Here is a 17886-nt window from a genome sequence, read left to right as displayed (position 1 = left end):
TTACCTCTGTTTTAAGTATTTTAAGTAACTCTGATAATTACGCTTAACCTCTTCTATACTATCGCCACCAAACTTTTCTAACCAAGCTTTAGCTAATTCAATAGCTACTACTGCTTCACCAACTACTCCAGCTGCTGGTACTGCCGTTACATCGGAACGTTCTACACTAGCTTTAAATTTCTCTTTGGTAGCTAAGTCTACTGATTCTAACGGTTGATAGAGGGTTGGAATCGGTTTCATCGCTGCTTTGACCCTTAAAGCTTCACCGTTAGTCATTCCACCTTCTAATCCACCAGCATTATTACTCTTATGTTTGAATCCATCCTCATAATATATCTCATCATGGACTTGTGAGCCAGGTCTTCTAGCTGCTTCAAAGCCTAGACCAACTTCAACTCCTTTAATCGCTTGAATACTCATTAATGCCTGAGCTAACCTTCCATCTAACTTGCGATCCCATTGTACATGACTACCTAAGCCTACTGGTAGCTTAGTAGTTATTACTTCAAAGACCCCACCTAAAGAATCGCCATCTTTTTTAGCTTCTTTTATCCTCGCTATCATTGCTTCTTCTGCTTCTTGGTCAAGGGTTCTAACTAATGAATTATCTACCTTCATCTCAATCTGTTTGTAGTCTAAATCTTGGCTATCTGCTTTCACACCACCTAATTCAACTACATGGCTAATTACTTTAATCCCAAACTCTTCCAAGAACTTCTTAGCTACCGCTCCAACCGCTACTCTTGCTACTGTCTCTCTAGCACTAGCCCTTTCTAATATATTTCTAATATCTTCTTGATTATATTTTAAACTTCCAGCTAGATCAGCATGTCCAGGTCGAGGCTTAGTCACTTTTGGCCTAACCTGTTTGATTTTAGTGTCCTTCTTAATCACTACCTCATCTTGATGATAACCGCCTTCCCCTGTCGGAGACAAGATTTCCTGCCAATTCTCCCAATCTTTATTATTAATCTGAAATGTAATCGGACTACCTAAAGTCTTCTTTGCTCTAATACCTGACAAAATTTCGACTTGGTCTGTCTCTACCTTCATTCTTCCTCCGCGACCATATCCCCCTTGTCTGCGAGCTAAATCTTTATTGATATCATCTGGTCTTATCTCTAAATTAGCTGGTACTCCTTCAATTACTGCAGTTACTGCTTTTCCGTGTGATTCACCTGTTGTTAGATATCTAAACATCTTCTCACTCCTCTAATACTTCATTTATAATTTAATTATAAAATATTTTTAAATACAAATTTATATTATAATTCCTTCTGATAGAATTATTATCCTGCAAATTAGCCAAAAAAATAAGACCTCTTTAAAAAAGAGGTCTAAAATTAATTAATCTTAACTCTTTAACTACATCTCCTAAGTTGATCCCATGAGAACTGAAAGTATCCAAATAAGAGTTATCATATGTAAGTTCTAATTTGTTTTTAATCTCTATACCTTCATTGGCTATTATGCTTCCCCTAACCTTCGCTTTATTACCTATATCAGCACTACCGTCTATGTCTTTCATGCTACCTTGGGAATATAGTAATCCCCGCATATTAAATTTATTCTTAATAGTTATATTACCAGTAACGATTATTACGAAAGACTTACTATTAAATTGCCCAGAGTTATCTTCATCAACATTAATTTTAACTTCATTCTCAATCGTTAAATCTCCATTGACTATTAAAATTCCATTCCCGTTAATAATTGAATTATTTGCTAAGTTCAAATCATGATCACTATATGTAACCTTCGAGCCATCGATTGTTGGACTATTATTATTACTGGCTATAGTAACTTCTGCTTTCTCTTTCAATTCAATAATATCAAAATCTAAAAAGAATTCGTCAGCTTGATTCCTCTTAATATTACAATCAAAATAAGTAGAATTATTTCCTAAAATAATATTCCCATTTGAATATAAATCTCCACCTTGACTATTTCCGATAATTGTTGCTTTATTATTAACGTTAATAACTCCTCTGGCAGCTAACGAATACTTGAAAGTCTGATTAATATCTGAGTTATACAAATAAGTGGAAGATAATTTTTTAGTCATCTCTTTATATGTTGCTTCACTAACAATATCTAATTGATTATTAGTTAAACTCTTAGTTACCGTAAACCTTCCGCCCCCGAAATCTTTGATTATCTTATTATTATTCCATATATTATTATCACTAACTTTAGCTTTAGCAAACTCTAATCCCGCTTCTGCTATATAGTTAGCCTTAACTCTATCTTGATTATAACTACTTATTTTAATCTCATTATTTACTGATCTTAAAGCACCTGCAACCATTACAAATAAAACAGTCATTATCAATAATGATAATAGAAGCACCGAACCTTCTTCATATTTTGACATTTTCTATCACCTCCTTTAAATTATGTGGTTTATTTTTAAATATATGTATAAATTTTACATTTAAACTACAAAAAAATACATGGGCTTTTTACAGCCCAAGAAGATTTAAATGGGTCTTTAGACCAAGACCCATTTTCCATAATTTACTAACTAATCTACTATACCTGTAGAATCCAACTTCCACCTCACGAACTACTATGCTTAGTGGTTGAGCTCTCTGCTTCATCTTGTTTCTTTACTTCTTCATTATTACTCTTTTCACCCTTATTCTTTTTATTTTTGTCCTTAGATTCTATTTCTGTATCCTTACTTGCTTTAACTTCATCAACTTTATTTTCTTCATTAAAATCACATCTGTCTTCTTCCTTAACTTCCACTGGCAAGACCAGTTTCATACCTGCTTTTCCATCTAAAGATTTAATGCTATTAATCTGTCTAATAGGCTGTGTAAAGATATTATACTCTTCAGCAATATCTTTTACTGTATCTCCTTCTTTGACTTTATAATAGTTATTTGCTGGAACAGGAATTGTCAATACTTCTCCGGCTGATAATGGTCTCATATACTTAATACCATTATGCTCCATTATAGCAGCAAATGAAATCTTAAATTGTTTAGATATGCTCCAGAAAGTGTCTGTTCCTTTTACCTTATATTCAAATGGAACTATTTTAGTATTCTTTAATCCCTTTTTATCTATTAGATTATTTTGAGAATTATTGTCCTGTCCCTCTTTAACATTGCTTTCATTATTATACTCTTCCTCTGTTGATTTAAATTCATTTTTAAGCTGAGTATCAACTTCTTCACCATCACTTATAATCTTAGGAGTGATAAAGATAATTAACTCTCTCTTAGCTATTTCAGTGCTTTCACTTTGAAATAGTTTTCCTAGGATTGGTAGTTCACTTAATAATGGAACTTTAGACATTGCTTTAATCTCTTCATCTTTGATCAATCCACCAATAGCAAATGTCTTCCCATCTTGAATTCTGACATTAGTTTCAGCAGTTCTAGTACTTACAATTGGATATTCAGGAGTAGTATCAGTATAACCTGTAACAGTGCTCACTTCCGGCCTAACTTTTACAACTATTTTATTATTATTAGTAACTCTAGGAGTAATCTTCAAATTAATTCCTACATCTTTAAATTCTACTGTTGAACTTTTACTACCATCTGAATCAACGTCAGTTGTAACAATAGGAACTTGATCTCCTATCTTAATACTAGCTGTTTTCCCATCAATGGTAGCTATCTGAGGATTAGCTAATAAATCAGCTTTATTATTAGACTCTAATAAATCCAAAATTGATGAGTATCTTACTGTAGCATTATCAACACTTTCACCAAACATTTCAAGTGTTTTCATAGCCTTACCATCATTGCCAATTAATTTTAATGTATCAAAACTCCAATCTATCCCCATCTTTTCTAATTCATCACGGGAGATTTCTTCAATTCTAGCTTGTAAAACAACCTGTTTCTTAGATTGGTCTAAGGTATCAATAACTTCTTCTATCTGTGGTATCTGACTCTTATAAGCAGTAATTACTAAGCTATTAGTACGATCATCGACTCGAATAGCACTATCTTTTACTAATAAATTTAAACTTTCCTTTACTTCTGCAGGTTCTGAATTCATTAATTTAAATACTCGTGTAACCTTTTCTGAAAAGCCTGCTTTTAATCTACTAGGTGGAGCTACTAATACGGTATTACCAACAATCCGATAAGATAGACCATTAGTCTTGGCTAAAAGCTCTACAGCTTCTAAAAATGTAATATCCTGTAAATTAATAGTTACATTCCCTTGCACCGAATTATCAGTAATGATATTCATTTCAGCTACTTCAGCTAACGCTCGAAAAGCATCTCTTAAACTGACTCCAGTAAGATTTAAATTAACTTTAGTATCTGCTCCTGGTAAAGTCTCGGCCATAACATTAACTGAAAATAAGTTCATTATTAATACAATTAAGCTTATTACTATAAACTTCTTCTTCCTTTTAAAGGTCGATATTTTCACAACTGTCACCTCCACAATGATAAGAAAACTCTGTACCTTCCTTAGCAATAATTATCTCATGACTAGTTATCTTCTTAACTACTAAACCGTTAATAACTTGTCCTTCCCGAACCATATAACTTTCTGAACCATTAAATTCTAAAAAAGCTCTTTTATTAGTCTCATTACCCACTAATCCTATAACCTTAATATCAGGCCTCTTAGGCTTAGGTTCAGGTTCAGGTTTAGATTTAGGTTTAGATTTAGGTTTAGGTTTTGCCTTAACCTCGGCCTCAACCTTATCCTTATCCTCAACCTTCAACACTGGTTTCTTTTCTAACAATGACTTAAAAGGATTAGTAGTACTATAATCATTATTGTAAGTAAAGACCGCTGCCACTTGTTCTTTCTTGCTTAATATTTCCTTCAATTCCTTATTTACTGTAACCTTTTTATCTTTAGTTTTAACAATCTGATTTATTTTTGCTCTAAATTGAGCCAATTCTTCACCACTATCTGTTATATTTAAGATTTGGTAAGACATAAAGCCACTAAAACCAACAGAAATCAAAATTAAGATAATAATTAATACTAATCTTCCCTTTCCTAATGAAAAACTACTAGACTTCTTTTTCATTGTTGATCACCACTACTTTTATCCAAGGCATAACTAGTTAATTTCATTTCTACTTGCACTTCGTTAGTAGGTGTTAGTTTAGAAGAAATATTTAGACTTTTTACACGAGTTAAATAGCCTAAACTCTCTATATCAGCTGCAAAAGCAATAATATTACTATATTTTCCGCTTAGATTTATTTTGACTGGAATTCGAAAATAAATACCTTCTTTAATAATTGGTTGCGGAGCAGTACTTATTAAATTAAGCTTATTCTCAATTGCTGCATCACTTAAATCCATAATGAGCCGAGTCTTATCTTCTAAATCTAAAAACTTCTGTTTTTCTTTATTTAATTCCTGCTGTAATAAGTGATAATTTTTCTCTACCTTCTCTTTCCTCAATAACTTAATCTTTTTCAATTTTAATTCTTGAATACCTGCTTTAATCTGCTTCTTTTTTTGCTGTAAAGCTTTGACTTGAGGTTGATAGAGATAGTAATAAAATCCTACGCCTAAAATTAACACTAAACTAATTATTAATAACTTCTTTTCTCTTGCTTGTAGACTATTTAAGCTCATAGTTATCACCTTCATTATTGCCAATTATGCCGTTTATTTGATAATAAGTTACCCTTACCTTCTTATAACCTGTTACTGATAATTCTTTCTTCCTCATAAAATCAATAGAAACATTATTAAAATTTGGTGAGTCTTTAAGTCGGTTAATAATTTCTGTTAATTTTTGACGCTCCAAAGTATACCCCATCATCTTAAACTGATTATGATTATAAATACTAAAATCTTCAACCCAACTTTTATTATTCATTACCCCTTTTAATTCTTGTAATATAGTCTTCCACCTTATTGGGACCTCAACTAATTCCATCTGAGTTTTTAACTCTTTTTTAGCCTGTTTATAATTATTCTCTAGTTGCTCTAAATGTTTAGTTTCTTGATTTAACTTGGATAAATTCTTCTCTACAATTGTTAGTCTCTTCTCAACTTCTTTAGTTTGGAATACTAACTTAAGATAATAAGAGGTAGGAATCAGTAGCAAACAGAAGATTAAGATTCCTACTAAGATCTTATCTATATTTACTCCACCTTCTTCTTGGTACTCAGGAGGCAATAGATTTATCATCTTCATCCTCCTCTCTTAAAGCCAAACCAATACTTACACCTAATAGTTGAATTACTTCTGCTAACTCTTTACTATTCAACCTTTCAACTTCTGATTCTATATTAGACAACGGATTTAACGGTATTACTTCTATACCAAATTCATTACTTAAATGAGTATCAAAACCGATTAATTTACTTCCCCCACCGGCTAAAACCATCTTTTCTATGTCATAATTCTTATATTTAACTTGAAAATAATCTAAAGAACGATAAATCGCAGTCGTTAAATTTCTAATAATTAAATTTAAATTAGCATCTACAAATAGATTATTATCCCTTTTATACTCTTCTGCTTCCTCTAAATTTAATTCATAATTCTCCACTATCTCTTGCGTAATATCTTGACCAGCAATTCCTATCGTCCTTGTGAATAAGAGTTGCCCATTACTAAAAACCGAAATAGTAGTAGTCTGGGCTCCCATATCCAATAACGCTATGGTTTGTTCAGGGTATAACTTTCGAATCCCCCTAATAATCGCTGTTGGTTCAATCTCAATGGCTATTGGCTCTAAATCTAACTTCTTAAATAACTCCAAATATCTATTGATTGTATCACGATTTACAGCCACTAGCATCACTTCGTAACCACCATCCGCTTTATGTTTAGAAATCTCATAATCTAAAACTGCTTCATCTATAGGCATCGGAATCTGTTCTTTGGCTTCCCACCTAACCGCTTCACCTATCTCTTCCTCGGGCATATTAGGAATCTCAACATTTCTAATAATTACTTGCTCCCCACTAATGGCAGTTGTTACTTTGGTTGATGCAAAGTTATTATTATCTAGTAATGATTTAATCTTTGCGGTTAGAGCTTCTACATCCTCTATCTGTCCTTTGACTACAGCTTCTTTTGGAGTATCGCCTACTGCTAAATTATTAAGTATTATCTTATTTTGTTTAGTTTCAGCTTCTACTAACTTAATTAAGCTATCCCCTATATCTATCCCTATTATATTTTCACTGCTAAATAAGTTCTTTAGTTTATTGATTAATCCCATCCTCTCACCTCACTTTAAAACAACTATTTAATTTAATTATTCTCCCCAAAAGACTATAGTTGCATCTGTTAATTTACCTTGTTGCTCATCTAAACCATCATATAACGCATCTATCCTAATCTTATTATGCTTAATAGTTCCAGATGGATCTTCATCAAATTCAACATCTCTTGATGTCATTATTGCCCCTGAATAATCTATACTTTCTATCTCTTCAAATTCTATTCCATCATCGTCATCACCCTTTGCATATATAAAAGTATTCTTAGCCGTTAAGCCTGTACTACTATTATCGTCCTCGTCATCCGTTTCAACCTCAAATTCACCTTTTACTATGACATAAACATTTTTTAATTGATTAATGTCTTCAAATTCTAATTCACCATTGACTACTAATACTGCTGGATTATCAGGACTAGGACCTGAAATACTTCCCCCACCTAAATCTATTTCTAATTCACCCTCGTCATCATCATCGTCATCATCACCATCATCTGATTGTACATCAACATAAGTAATTCCTCCAGGCAAACTAACATCTACTTTACTTCCATCCTCTTCTCCGTCCTCTTCTCCATCATATAAACCATATGTAGTCTTAAAACTTGTCGTAGTATAATTATTATCTGCTTTATTTTGAAATCCTGTAAAATCAAAAGTAGGTATTGTAATATCAGAATCATTATTTGCATTTTCAACTACTTTGCCTTTAATATCGATACGTTGCTTATCTCTTATCTGTCCCCCAGTAGCAACCGTCTTTTTAAAAATATCATCTAAATTATTATTTACTTTAACTTTAGCTGTTAAAACATTTTCTGTACCATCTTTACTTGTACCGGTAGCCTTTAATTTATATGTACGATCAAGATTATTAGTATGACTAACCTTCTGGCTAATTACTACATTATAGCTTCCACTTTGTAATCTGCCATTTTCAGTCAACTGAAAACTATCAACATTTTCAACTGTTAAATTTCCATCACTAATAGCAGTATTCAAACTCTTTGTTACTTTCTTAATCCCTGCTTCTGCTAAGTAACCCGCCTTAACCCGATTTTCATTGTGAGTTGTCATTTTCACTTCATTATTTGTCCTACTCATAGAACCAGCAACCATTATCGATAAGACTGTTGTTACCACCAATGCCAAGACAATTGTAGAACCTCTTTCTTGTTTAAACATATTTTTTCACCTCACCTAGCATTTCTAACAAAGAATTGATTTGTTAGTTTGTAATCAGCTTCACTATCACCTTCAGGTGTCAAATCAAGCTTCAACTCTACTTTTACTAAGTCTACTAAGTCATTATCATTTGTATGTTGAGCATCAAAAGTAATGTCTTCTGCTATTGCAGTAGTAATCGGCTGTTTTCCAGTCATACTTGTCCAATTAGGCCATTCAGTGTTAGAAGTTGGATCATAATTTTTAATTTCTGCAGCCGAAACCTCATTATAATATAATTTATATTCTTCTATCCAATATTTTGCAAAGTAAACTGAATTACCAGATTCCTCCCATTTAATTACTAAGTTATCATTAGGCCAAGATTCATCATTTTTCACTTCAACCGCTTCTTTAATCTTCTTAGACATCTTCAACATTGCTATTCTAGCTTCTTGATTTAGATTGATACGGTCTTGGTTAAACTTAAATGTTTTAAATCCAGTCAACTGCACATTATAAATAGCGGTGCTAATTATCCCTATTACTGCTAATACAACCATAATCTCAATTAATGTTAAGCCTTCATCTGCTTTATAATTCTTCTTCATGATATCATCACCTATTCTGTAATCAATGTTTCTAAAGTTAAATCCCGATTATCATTCTGCCAATAAACTATTACTGTTACCTTTTTAATATCTGAATTTCCATCGTAATTAGGTTGTATATCTACTACGCGTTTAAAATTAGGATAATCACTAATATCACCATATTTCTCAGTCTTACCTGTTAAGTTATTAAAAGATTTAGTCTTGAGTTCTTCCATCTTAGCTTGTGCTAGATTCAACGCTTGTGCTCTTACTCCAGTCTGATGAACAATCCTAGTACTATTTGCAAAATAGTTCAAAATTGGAATCAAAGCGATAGACAATATTGCAATCCCTACTACTACTTCTACTAAACTCATTCCCTCTTCATTTTGTGAAAGATAATTTAGGAACATAAATATTCCCCCAATATATTACTGCTTTTCAAGCCTAATTCTACCTATTCCACTGACTACTATTTCATATTTCTGATTATTACTGTTCCTTAAAGTCAGGTGTCCATTATCAGCGGTTCCTAATGGAATAAAAGTAACTTCTTCATCGCCTCCAAACGTAATTTCACTATACTCTAATCCATTATCTAAAGTTTTAGTCTTAATATCTCCTACATCATCGTTAAAGATTGTATACTCATTATTTGTATCATCAAACCTAATCCCATACCTAATCTGCTCACTAATTGCCCTCTGTTGTGCCTTTCTAAAATCAGAAAGAATGATATTAATCTGTGACTCTAATCTATAATTAGGTAATATATCATTAGCACTAAGAGCAATTCCTGCAGTTAAAATCCCAATAATACTTATAACGACCAACAGTTCCATTAATACAAAACCAGATTCTTGCTTCTCTTCCGCTCTCATCATTATCTTTAATAACCTCACTACTTTTAAAAAATATCAAATTTTTGACACTAGACTTACACAAGACTTTTTAAATTTCAACCAATGTTAATTTACATTCTACTTATTATTTAAAGATTTTAACTATAATCTATTCCTTAATTAACATCTTTATGTTTAGTCTGTGCCTTGTCTGTGTTAGTCTGCGTCTAATATTTTTCTTTAAATTTGAAGATACCAACCAACAACCTCTTCTCCCCAAAACAACATTAAAGTATTCCCCAACGCAATCAATGGTCCAAAAGGAATCCTCGATTTCCTATCCTTAAGACCCAAGCCAATTAACCCTAATCCTAAAACAGAACCTACTAGCGAACCAATAAAAATGCCAATTAAAGTATATTCTGCTCCGATATATGTTCCGATCATTGCTGCAAACTTCACATCACCAATACCCATACCGCCTTTTGTAATAATAGCCACTAATAATAAAAAGCCTCCGGGAATTAAGATCCCTAATAAAGCTGATTGTAAAGTAATATGATTAAATAATATACTAAGTATAAGTCCGATTAAAATTCCTGGATATGTAATTTTATTTGGTATGATTTTATGTTTATAATCAATAAAAGTACAAGTCATTAATAATATAGTTAAAAATGCATAAATCCAAAAGTTTACACTAAATTGATATTGTATAAATAAAATTGTAAGAAAGATTCCGGTTAATAATTCTACTAATGGATATTGCCAAGAGATCTTAGTCCGACAATAACGACATCTTCCTTTATTAAAAACGAAGCTAATAATTGGAATAAGATCAATTACTCCTAATTTAGTTTCACAATTAGGACAATGTGAACGAGGAAAAATTATTGATTCATCATTTGGTAAACGATAGATCACTACGTTTAAAAAGCTACCGATTAGTAGTCCGTAGATAAATACTGTAAATTGAAAAAAAATCAACCTTTTCACCCATTTCTGTGATGGCGGTCACATGTTTTGTGATTGTTTTTGTGTTAGAATAAAATTAGTTCATTTATAGAAAGCCTAGGCCCTCATAAATGAGGGCTGAGGCTAAAATTAATAAATTTAACTTACGAATCCCTTTACTGTCAATAATTTTATGGTGCTGGTGTTTCTGTTACACCACTTGGTTCAATAGTATAAGTAGTCTCTGTTGCTGAACTTTTTATTGTAATTTTATAATCATCATTTGTGCCATCACCATCACTATCACCTGTATAAGTAAAAGTACTCATAACATCACTAATATCCGGAAGTTCAACTGTGTCTAAAGTGATATCTAAATCGTTATATTTATCTTTAGCAGTACTTCCACTAACACTAGCTGGATAATTGCCATTCTCAGCATTATACATTTCCATAGCACTTCTAATAGTACCAGCTACTGATGTAATATTTGCATCTTTTGCCTTATCCTGTACCCCACTAAACTTAGGAATAGCAATACCAGCCAAAATACCCAACACAGCAATAACAATCATTAACTCAATTAACGTAAAACCTTCTTCTCTCTTTGCCACATTACAAATTCTTTCCCTTAACTTACTAATCATTTTTAATGTCCCCCTTCTTAATTATTATTTCGCCATTAATATCAATTTTCCTATTTAATCTCGTCAAACAAGTTACTTATTTTTTTATTCATCACCCCCCCAGTATTTCAGTTGACGGTTGACAGTTTACAGTTAAGTTCAAAACATTAACTGCAATTTATCTTACTTAACCTATAATATATAATAACATCCTATTTTTAAGGCTTTTTAATGGTTTTAACTGTCAACTGTACACTGTCCCATCCAGCTTACAAACCAAAGCTGGATGTAAGTCGGTGAAAAACCTTGTGCTTTAAATTTGATAATTTTTACTAGACTTCACTATCAACTAACTAAAACCCGCTCATCATATTAAACATCGGCAACATCATAGAAACTACAATACTCCCCACTACTACACCTAAAACCAAAATCAGTGCTGGTTCAATTAATGAAACCATACTCTCTACTTTATGCTCAACCTCTTGATCATAAAATTGAGCAATCTTAGCAAGCATTTCATCTAAGCTACCGGTCTCTTCTCCAATTCTTATCATCTGTAGTACCATCTGAGGAAAGACTTTGCTTTGACGAAGTGGACTTACTATACTATCGCCTGAACTGATACTCTTGCGTGATTCTCTAATCTTATCAGATATTATACTATTAGAAACCACCTTACTTACTACCTCTAAGCCATCTAGAATAGAGACACCACTCTGAATCAATACTCCTAAGGTTCTACTAAACCTAACAATCGATATCTTAGTAATCAAATCACCAAAGAGCGGAGTCTTTAGTAGAATCCAATCTATCTTTCTCCTACCCTTATCTGTCTGATAGTAACGATAAATTCCAAATGCTATTACTGCTACTAAACCAACCACTACATACCAATAACTAGAAAATAGATTACTAAACCCTAATAACAGCCTTGTAGGTAGAGGAAGTTGCTGATCCATGCCAGCAAAGATATCAACAAAAGTAGGTAGAATGACTGTTACTAAGAAGACCACTACACCAATTGCTACTAAAGAGATTACTACTGGATAAGCTAATGCTGAAATCACTTTCTGTTTCATATCATTCTCATTTTCAAAATGATCAGCCATCTCTAACAAAACATCATCTAAGATACCACCGGCTTCTCCAGCCTCTACCATACTGATAAATAACTGAGGAAAGACCTTCTTTTCCTGTTCTAAAGCTTTAGATAACGACATACCACTTTCTACATTCTCTTGTACCGACATAATTGCATCTTTTAATTTAGGATGATCTGTCTGTTCGACTAGAATATCTAATGACCTAACTAACGAAAGTCCGGAATTAATCATAGTAGCAAATTGACGACAAAAAAGAGCTAAATCCTGCAACTTTACTTTCTTTAACTGCTTTAATTGCTCACCTAAATCACTACTTTCTTCTTCGGCTTCAATCGAAGTAACAAAGTAACCTTTTCCTTTCAGCCTGTCGACTACTATATCTCTCGTTTCAGCTTCGATAGCCCCTTCTAAAAGGTCACCATCTTTATCTCTAGCTTTATAGTGAAATATCTGCGCCATAGCTTCCCCTCCCTTCATTATAATTTTCTTAAATCATTCGCTTTAAACTCTGGATATTAATTGCTTTACTTAATGCTTCGTCACGACTTATCTTACCTGAGCGATATAGATCTCGTAAGGAATAATCCATAGTATGCATTCCTTCTTCTTTACTGGTCTGCATTATAGATTCTAACTGATGAGTCTTTCCTTCTCTAACTAAATTACTAACTGCAGAATTTACAACCAAAAGCTCAGTAGCTGCAGCTCGACCTAAATCATCAATTGTCGGTAGTAGCTGCTGTGATAAGACTCCTTTTAAGGTTAGAGCTAACTGAGTCTTAACCTGTTCTTGCTGATGAGGTGGAAAGACATTGATAATTCGATCAATAGTCTCTGCTGCACTATTAGTATGTAATGTAGCAAAGACTAAATGTCCTGTTTCTGCAGCTGTAATTGCTGTAGAAATCGTTTCTAAATCTCTCATCTCACCAACTAAAATAACATCTGGATCCTGTCTTAAGGCAGCCCTTAATCCATTAGCAAAGTTTTCTGTGTCTTCTCCAACCTCTCTCTGATTAACAATACTCTTCTTATGTTGATGCACATATTCAATTGGGTCTTCTAAAGTAATAATATGTTTATCTTTACTTCTATTAATCAAATCAATCATTGAAGCTAAAGTAGTAGATTTACCACTGCCAGTAGGTCCTGTAACTAAGAATAATCCCCTCGGTGTTAATGCTAAATCTTTTAGTTCTTTTGGCAAACCTAATGCATTCAAGCTTAAAATCTCATTAGGAATTATTCGCAAAACGGCTGCCGCATCTCCTCTTTGTTGAAAAGCATTAACTCGAAAGCGATAATTATCTAAGTGATAGGCAAAATCAGCTTCCCCTCTTTCTCTAAACTCTTCTTCAACCTTATCGTTCATCATCCCTTTAATTAATCCATCAATCTGATTAGAACTTAGTACTTCTTCTCCTATCTTTTTAAGACCACCATTAACTCGCAACGTTGGCTCAACTCCAACTGTCAAATGAATATCTGAAGCTCCTAGTTTAATTCCTTCTCTTAATAGGTTGTCCAATTCCATTTAACTACCCCCTAGCCTACCTGAACTTTAGTTACTCTCATTACTTCTTCAATAGTTGTAAGTCCTTGGTTTGCTTTCTTTAAGCCACAAGTTTCTAAAGCAATCATTCCTTCTTCTTTAGCTGCTTCTTCAATATCGACTGCTGATGCTTTATTAACTACTAACCTCTTAATCTTAGGAGTTACTTCTAAAATTTCATGAATAGCTGTTCTGCCGTGATAACCAGTATTATTACAAAATCTACAACCATCACCATGATAAAGCTCAATGCTATCTCGACCACTACCTAAATATTTTTCTAAATTAGTATCAACTAAAGCATCTTCATTATGAGTCTTACATTCAGCACATACAGTTCGTACTAGTCGTTGAGCAACAACGCCTAATACTGAGGAAGCCACTAAAAATGGTTCGATTCCCATATCTATTAACCTTGATAAAGCCCCTGCTGCTTCATTGGTGTGTAATGTACTCAATACTAAGTGCCCAGTTAAAGCAGCATGGATAGCAATATTAGCAGTCTCCTTATCACGAATCTCCCCAACCATTACAATATCAGGGTCCTGACGAAGTATTGAACGTAATCCACTAGCAAATGTAAGTCCTGCTTTAGGGTTAGTCTGTACCTGATTAATCCCTTCTAATCTGTATTCTACTGGATCTTCTACTGTAATAATATTCTGATCTTCTGTATCCAAAGAGCTCAAAGCAGAATAAAGAGTCGTCGTCTTTCCACTACCGGTTGGCCCTGTTATTAATACCATACCATGTGGTTGCTTAATCATCTTTTCAAAAGAAGATTGGTGCTCTGGTAAGAATCCTAGCTTATCGATACTTAACATTAAGTTACTCTTATCTAAAATTCTAATAACAACTTTTTCTCCTTCTACTGTAGGTAAGACAGAAACTCGTAAGTCTACCTCTCTATCTTTCACTACCATCTGCACTCTACCATCTTGCGGCAACCTTCTTTCGGCTATATCTAAATCAGCCATAATCTTAATTCTAGAGACTAAAGCAGAATGAGTATGCTTAGGAATAGTCATCTCATTATGTAAGATACCATCTACTCTATATCTTACTCTAATCTCTTCTTCTTGTGGTTCAATATGAATATCACTAGCCCGTAATTTAATACCTTCAGTAATAATATTATTTACTAATCTTACTACTGGCGCTTCTTCTACCATCTGTCGTAAACGATCAACTTCTATATCTGAGCTATCATCACTACCAACCTTTGCATTAATATCTTGGACAAACTCATTAACTACATCCTCACTACCAAAATACTGTTCAATAGCATAGTCCACATCTGATTCACTAGCGATCACCGGCATTACTTCACACCCGGTCTTAAGACGAATATCATCGATAGCCATCACGTCTAAAGGATCTGCCATAGCTACTGTCAAGTTATCTCCTCGTCTTTTAATTGGAATCGCCTTATGCCTTTCAGCTAATGCTTGTGGAACCATATTAATGACATCTGGATCAATAATATGCTGTTTTAAATTAACATGAGGTATCCCTAACTGGTATTCTAGAGCTTCCATAACATCCTGTTCAGTAACTAGCTTCATCTCTTTTAAAACTGCACCTAAACGCTTATTACCACCTTTTTGTTTCTCTAAAGCCTTTTGCAGTTCTTCTTCGGTAATAAAGCCAACTTCAACTAAGATATCTCCTAGTCTTTTCTTTTTAATCATATATACCACCCATTTATTCTTAGGATAACCTTAACTTTTACATTCTTATAATATCCTTGTAACATCTTTCACTAATATATTTCTAGACTAGTCAGCAATCCCCTGCATTCTACCTTGATTTTCCTCATTTTCTCCTAAATTTACAATTTGGTTCCAAATACTATCTTTCATAACTTTTGTTGGAGCATCTTTGCCACTCCAAATTTCTAAAGCTATTGCACCTTGATAAACTAACATTCCTAAACCACCTATGGTCTTAGCTCCTACTTCTTTAGCAGCTTTTAACAAGGTAGTTTCCATAGGATTATAAACTAAGTCAGCTACTACTAATTCTTTATGTAATAACTCTGGTGCAATAACTGGCTCAACTTCACAGTTAGGGTGCATACCAATAGGAGTCGTATTTACTATTAAATCTAAATCATCCATTACTTGCTGTAAGTCTTTATTTACCAAAGGCAATGCTTCAACCAAGTTTAATTCTAAGTTATTATTAATATCTTTAACTAAAGAATCGGCCTTTTCAAAGGTGCGATTAGCTACATATAAATCACTAACACCTTCTAAACTCAACTGAAAACCGACTGCTCTTGCAGCTCCACCGGCTCCAATTATTAGCACCTTCTTATCTTGTGGCTTAAACCCTTCTTCTACTAATGACTTAACAAAACCACGACCATCAGTATTATAACCAATTAATTTACCATTCTCATTCTTAACTGTATTAACTGCCCCAATTAATTCAGCTTCCTTAGAAATTTCATCTAAATAGGGAATCACAATTTCTTTATGAGGAATCGTTAAGTTAACTCCTTTTATATTCAACGCTCTTATCCCGTCTATCGCTGCTTCTAACTCCTTTGGGTGCACTTCAAAAGGTAGATATAGATAGTTAATATCCAATTTTTCAAAAGCAGCATTATGCATTATAGGAGAAAAAGAATGTTCTACCGGATATCCAAATAAACCTACAACCTCTGTATCTACCAAATTAGTTACTCCTAATCTATTCATCTTAACCCTCCAAGTTTAATCTTCACTTTATAAACTTATATGAGCGATAGCAAAATCCTTTATTTTTTTCAATTAAATTGATATTTTAGTAATTAAATAGAAATATCATTCTTATAATTTCTTCAAAACATCTACCACATAATCAACCTCATTGCTTGTCACATCTTTATTAGTTACGGCCCTAATTAACCCTGGTCCAAAGTAAGTCATCTTAACTCCATGGTCATTAAATTTTGCTAAAAGCTCTTCGGTTTCGTAGACTTCATTATCCACTTTTAGAATAACAAAATTAGTATTTACAGCTTCAACACCAATACCATCTAATTTGCTTTCAGCAATCCCTTGCGCTAATTGCTCGGCTAACTTATGATCTTCTTCTAATCTATGAACCATCTCTTCTAATGCTACAATACCAGCAGCTGCTATAACACCAGCTTGTCTCATCCCTCCACCTAACATCTTTCTATTCTTTCGCGCTTGATCAATAAAATCTTTAGAACCAGCTAAGATAGAACCAACCGGTGCTGCTAATGCTTTAGACAGACAGAACATTACCGAATCTACTTCTTCAACTAACTTCTTAACATCAATCTCTAATTCCAAAGCTGCATTAAAAATCCTAGCTCCATCTAAATGGACCGGCACACTATATTCTTGCGCTACTGAACAGACTTGATCAATCCTTTCCTTGACAATAGCAACTCCACCACCACGATTATGAGTATTTTCCAAACAGATCAAGCCTGTCTCCGGATAATGGATATTCTCATCTCTAATTGTAGCCTTAACCGCTTCTGGAGAAAAGATACCGCTACTATCATCTAAAGTCCTAGCTTGTACATTAGATATTCTAGCCAAACCACCTACTTCATAATAGAAAATATGTGATTCCTGACCTAAAATAATTTCATCTCCTGGTTTTGTATGAGTCATTAATGCAATTTGATTACCCATTGTGCCACTCGGCACAAACAAGGCAGCTTCTTTACCTACTATTTCAGCTGCTAACTCTTCTAAACGATTAACAGTTGGATCTTCTCCGTATACATCATCACCCACTTCTGCCTTAGCCATAACCTCTCTCATTTTCGGTGTTGGTTTAGTAATAGTATCACTTCTTAAATCAACTACTTGCATATTAATTCACTCCCTCTTTTAAA

18 protein-coding genes are annotated in these 17886 nt (G+C 33.4%); all 18 read right to left on the bottom strand.

Translation table 11 applies throughout. The features are described from left to right. The 18 genes from aroC to BM077_RS08385 all read right to left on the bottom strand — a co-directional run bounded on the left by aroC (position 1) and on the right by BM077_RS08385 (position 17863). Positions 1–1200 carry a chorismate synthase gene (aroC, locus tag BM077_RS08470; RefSeq protein ID WP_089747521.1) on the bottom strand — a complete coding sequence of 400 codons (1200 nt, stop codon included), beginning with the start codon at positions 1198–1200 and terminating at the stop codon, positions 1–3. A gap of 124 nt (positions 1201–1324) precedes the next feature. After that, entirely contained in the window at positions 1325–2374 is a 1050-nt protein-coding gene (locus BM077_RS08465; protein ID WP_089747524.1) for a pilus assembly PilX N-terminal domain-containing protein, read from the bottom strand. Between the two features lie 185 nt (positions 2375–2559). Further along, the gene (locus tag BM077_RS08460) at positions 2560–4404 is read right to left on the bottom strand and encodes a LysM peptidoglycan-binding domain-containing protein (protein WP_089747527.1); all 1845 of its coding nucleotides are present in this window, start codon (positions 4402–4404) and stop codon (positions 2560–2562) included. Further along, a complete protein-coding gene (locus tag BM077_RS08455; RefSeq protein ID WP_090003498.1) occupies positions 4385–5020 on the bottom strand; it encodes a hypothetical protein in 636 nt (211 codons plus the stop codon). Before BM077_RS08455 ends, BM077_RS08460 begins: the two co-directional genes overlap by 20 nt. Continuing rightward, positions 5017–5580: a type IV pilus inner membrane component PilO gene (locus BM077_RS08450; RefSeq protein WP_176941581.1), complete on the bottom strand. Its 564-nt coding sequence runs from the start codon at positions 5578–5580 to the stop codon at positions 5017–5019. The genes BM077_RS08455 and BM077_RS08450 overlap by 4 nt, the downstream gene beginning before the upstream one ends. Beyond that, entirely contained in the window at positions 5567–6142 is a 576-nt protein-coding gene (locus BM077_RS08445; RefSeq protein WP_089747533.1) for a PilN domain-containing protein, read from the bottom strand. Before BM077_RS08445 ends, BM077_RS08450 begins: the two co-directional genes overlap by 14 nt. Then, positions 6120–7184 (bottom strand): type IV pilus assembly protein PilM, encoded by a 1065-nt coding sequence (gene pilM, locus BM077_RS08440; RefSeq protein ID WP_089747535.1) that lies wholly within the window; start codon positions 7182–7184, stop codon positions 6120–6122. The genes BM077_RS08445 and pilM overlap by 23 nt, the downstream gene beginning before the upstream one ends. Positions 7185–7220: 36 nt before the next feature. After that, the gene (locus BM077_RS08435) at positions 7221–8369 is read right to left on the bottom strand and encodes a pilus assembly PilX N-terminal domain-containing protein (protein ID WP_089747537.1); all 1149 of its coding nucleotides are present in this window, start codon (positions 8367–8369) and stop codon (positions 7221–7223) included. Positions 8370–8380: 11 nt separating this feature from the next. After that, entirely contained in the window at positions 8381–8959 is a 579-nt protein-coding gene (locus BM077_RS08430) for a PilW family protein (RefSeq protein WP_089747540.1), read from the bottom strand. 11 nt (positions 8960–8970) lie between these two features. Further along, positions 8971–9354, bottom strand: coding sequence for a type IV pilus modification PilV family protein (locus BM077_RS08425; RefSeq protein ID WP_089747542.1), 384 nt, complete (start codon positions 9352–9354; stop codon positions 8971–8973). An 18-nt stretch (positions 9355–9372) separates the two neighbouring features. Continuing rightward, complete coding sequence (locus BM077_RS13735; protein ID WP_089747544.1) at positions 9373–9825, bottom strand: GspH/FimT family pseudopilin; 453 nt, start codon at positions 9823–9825, stop codon at positions 9373–9375. Between the two features lie 198 nt (positions 9826–10023). Beyond that, the gene (locus BM077_RS08415) at positions 10024–10770 is read right to left on the bottom strand and encodes a prepilin peptidase (RefSeq protein ID WP_089747545.1); all 747 of its coding nucleotides are present in this window, start codon (positions 10768–10770) and stop codon (positions 10024–10026) included. Between the two features lie 158 nt (positions 10771–10928). Further along, positions 10929–11384 (bottom strand): type II secretion system protein, encoded by a 456-nt coding sequence (locus tag BM077_RS14125; protein WP_089747547.1) that lies wholly within the window; start codon positions 11382–11384, stop codon positions 10929–10931. 332 nt (positions 11385–11716) lie between these two features. Further along, the gene (locus tag BM077_RS08405; protein ID WP_089747548.1) at positions 11717–12928 is read right to left on the bottom strand and encodes a type II secretion system F family protein; all 1212 of its coding nucleotides are present in this window, start codon (positions 12926–12928) and stop codon (positions 11717–11719) included. Between the two features lie 28 nt (positions 12929–12956). Continuing rightward, the gene (locus BM077_RS08400; RefSeq protein ID WP_090003497.1) at positions 12957–14003 is read right to left on the bottom strand and encodes a type IV pilus twitching motility protein PilT; all 1047 of its coding nucleotides are present in this window, start codon (positions 14001–14003) and stop codon (positions 12957–12959) included. Positions 14004–14014: 11 nt separating this feature from the next. Then, positions 14015–15712, bottom strand: coding sequence for a type II secretion system ATPase GspE (gene gspE, locus BM077_RS08395; protein WP_089747552.1), 1698 nt, complete (start codon positions 15710–15712; stop codon positions 14015–14017). An 87-nt stretch (positions 15713–15799) separates the two neighbouring features. Then, positions 15800–16726: a shikimate dehydrogenase gene (locus tag BM077_RS08390; RefSeq protein WP_089747555.1), complete on the bottom strand. Its 927-nt coding sequence runs from the start codon at positions 16724–16726 to the stop codon at positions 15800–15802. Positions 16727–16837: 111 nt separating this feature from the next. Beyond that, complete coding sequence (locus BM077_RS08385; protein ID WP_089747557.1) at positions 16838–17863, bottom strand: GntG family PLP-dependent aldolase; 1026 nt, start codon at positions 17861–17863, stop codon at positions 16838–16840. Positions 17864–17886: the final 23 nt, after the last annotated feature.

This window comes from Candidatus Frackibacter sp. WG13, from assembly GCF_900114655.1.
Classification (GTDB): Bacteria; Bacillota; Halanaerobiia; order Halobacteroidales; family Acetohalobiaceae; genus Frackibacter.
The sequence above is the reverse complement of the archived record's forward strand: the minus strand, read 5'-3'. Positions and strand labels throughout refer to the sequence as shown.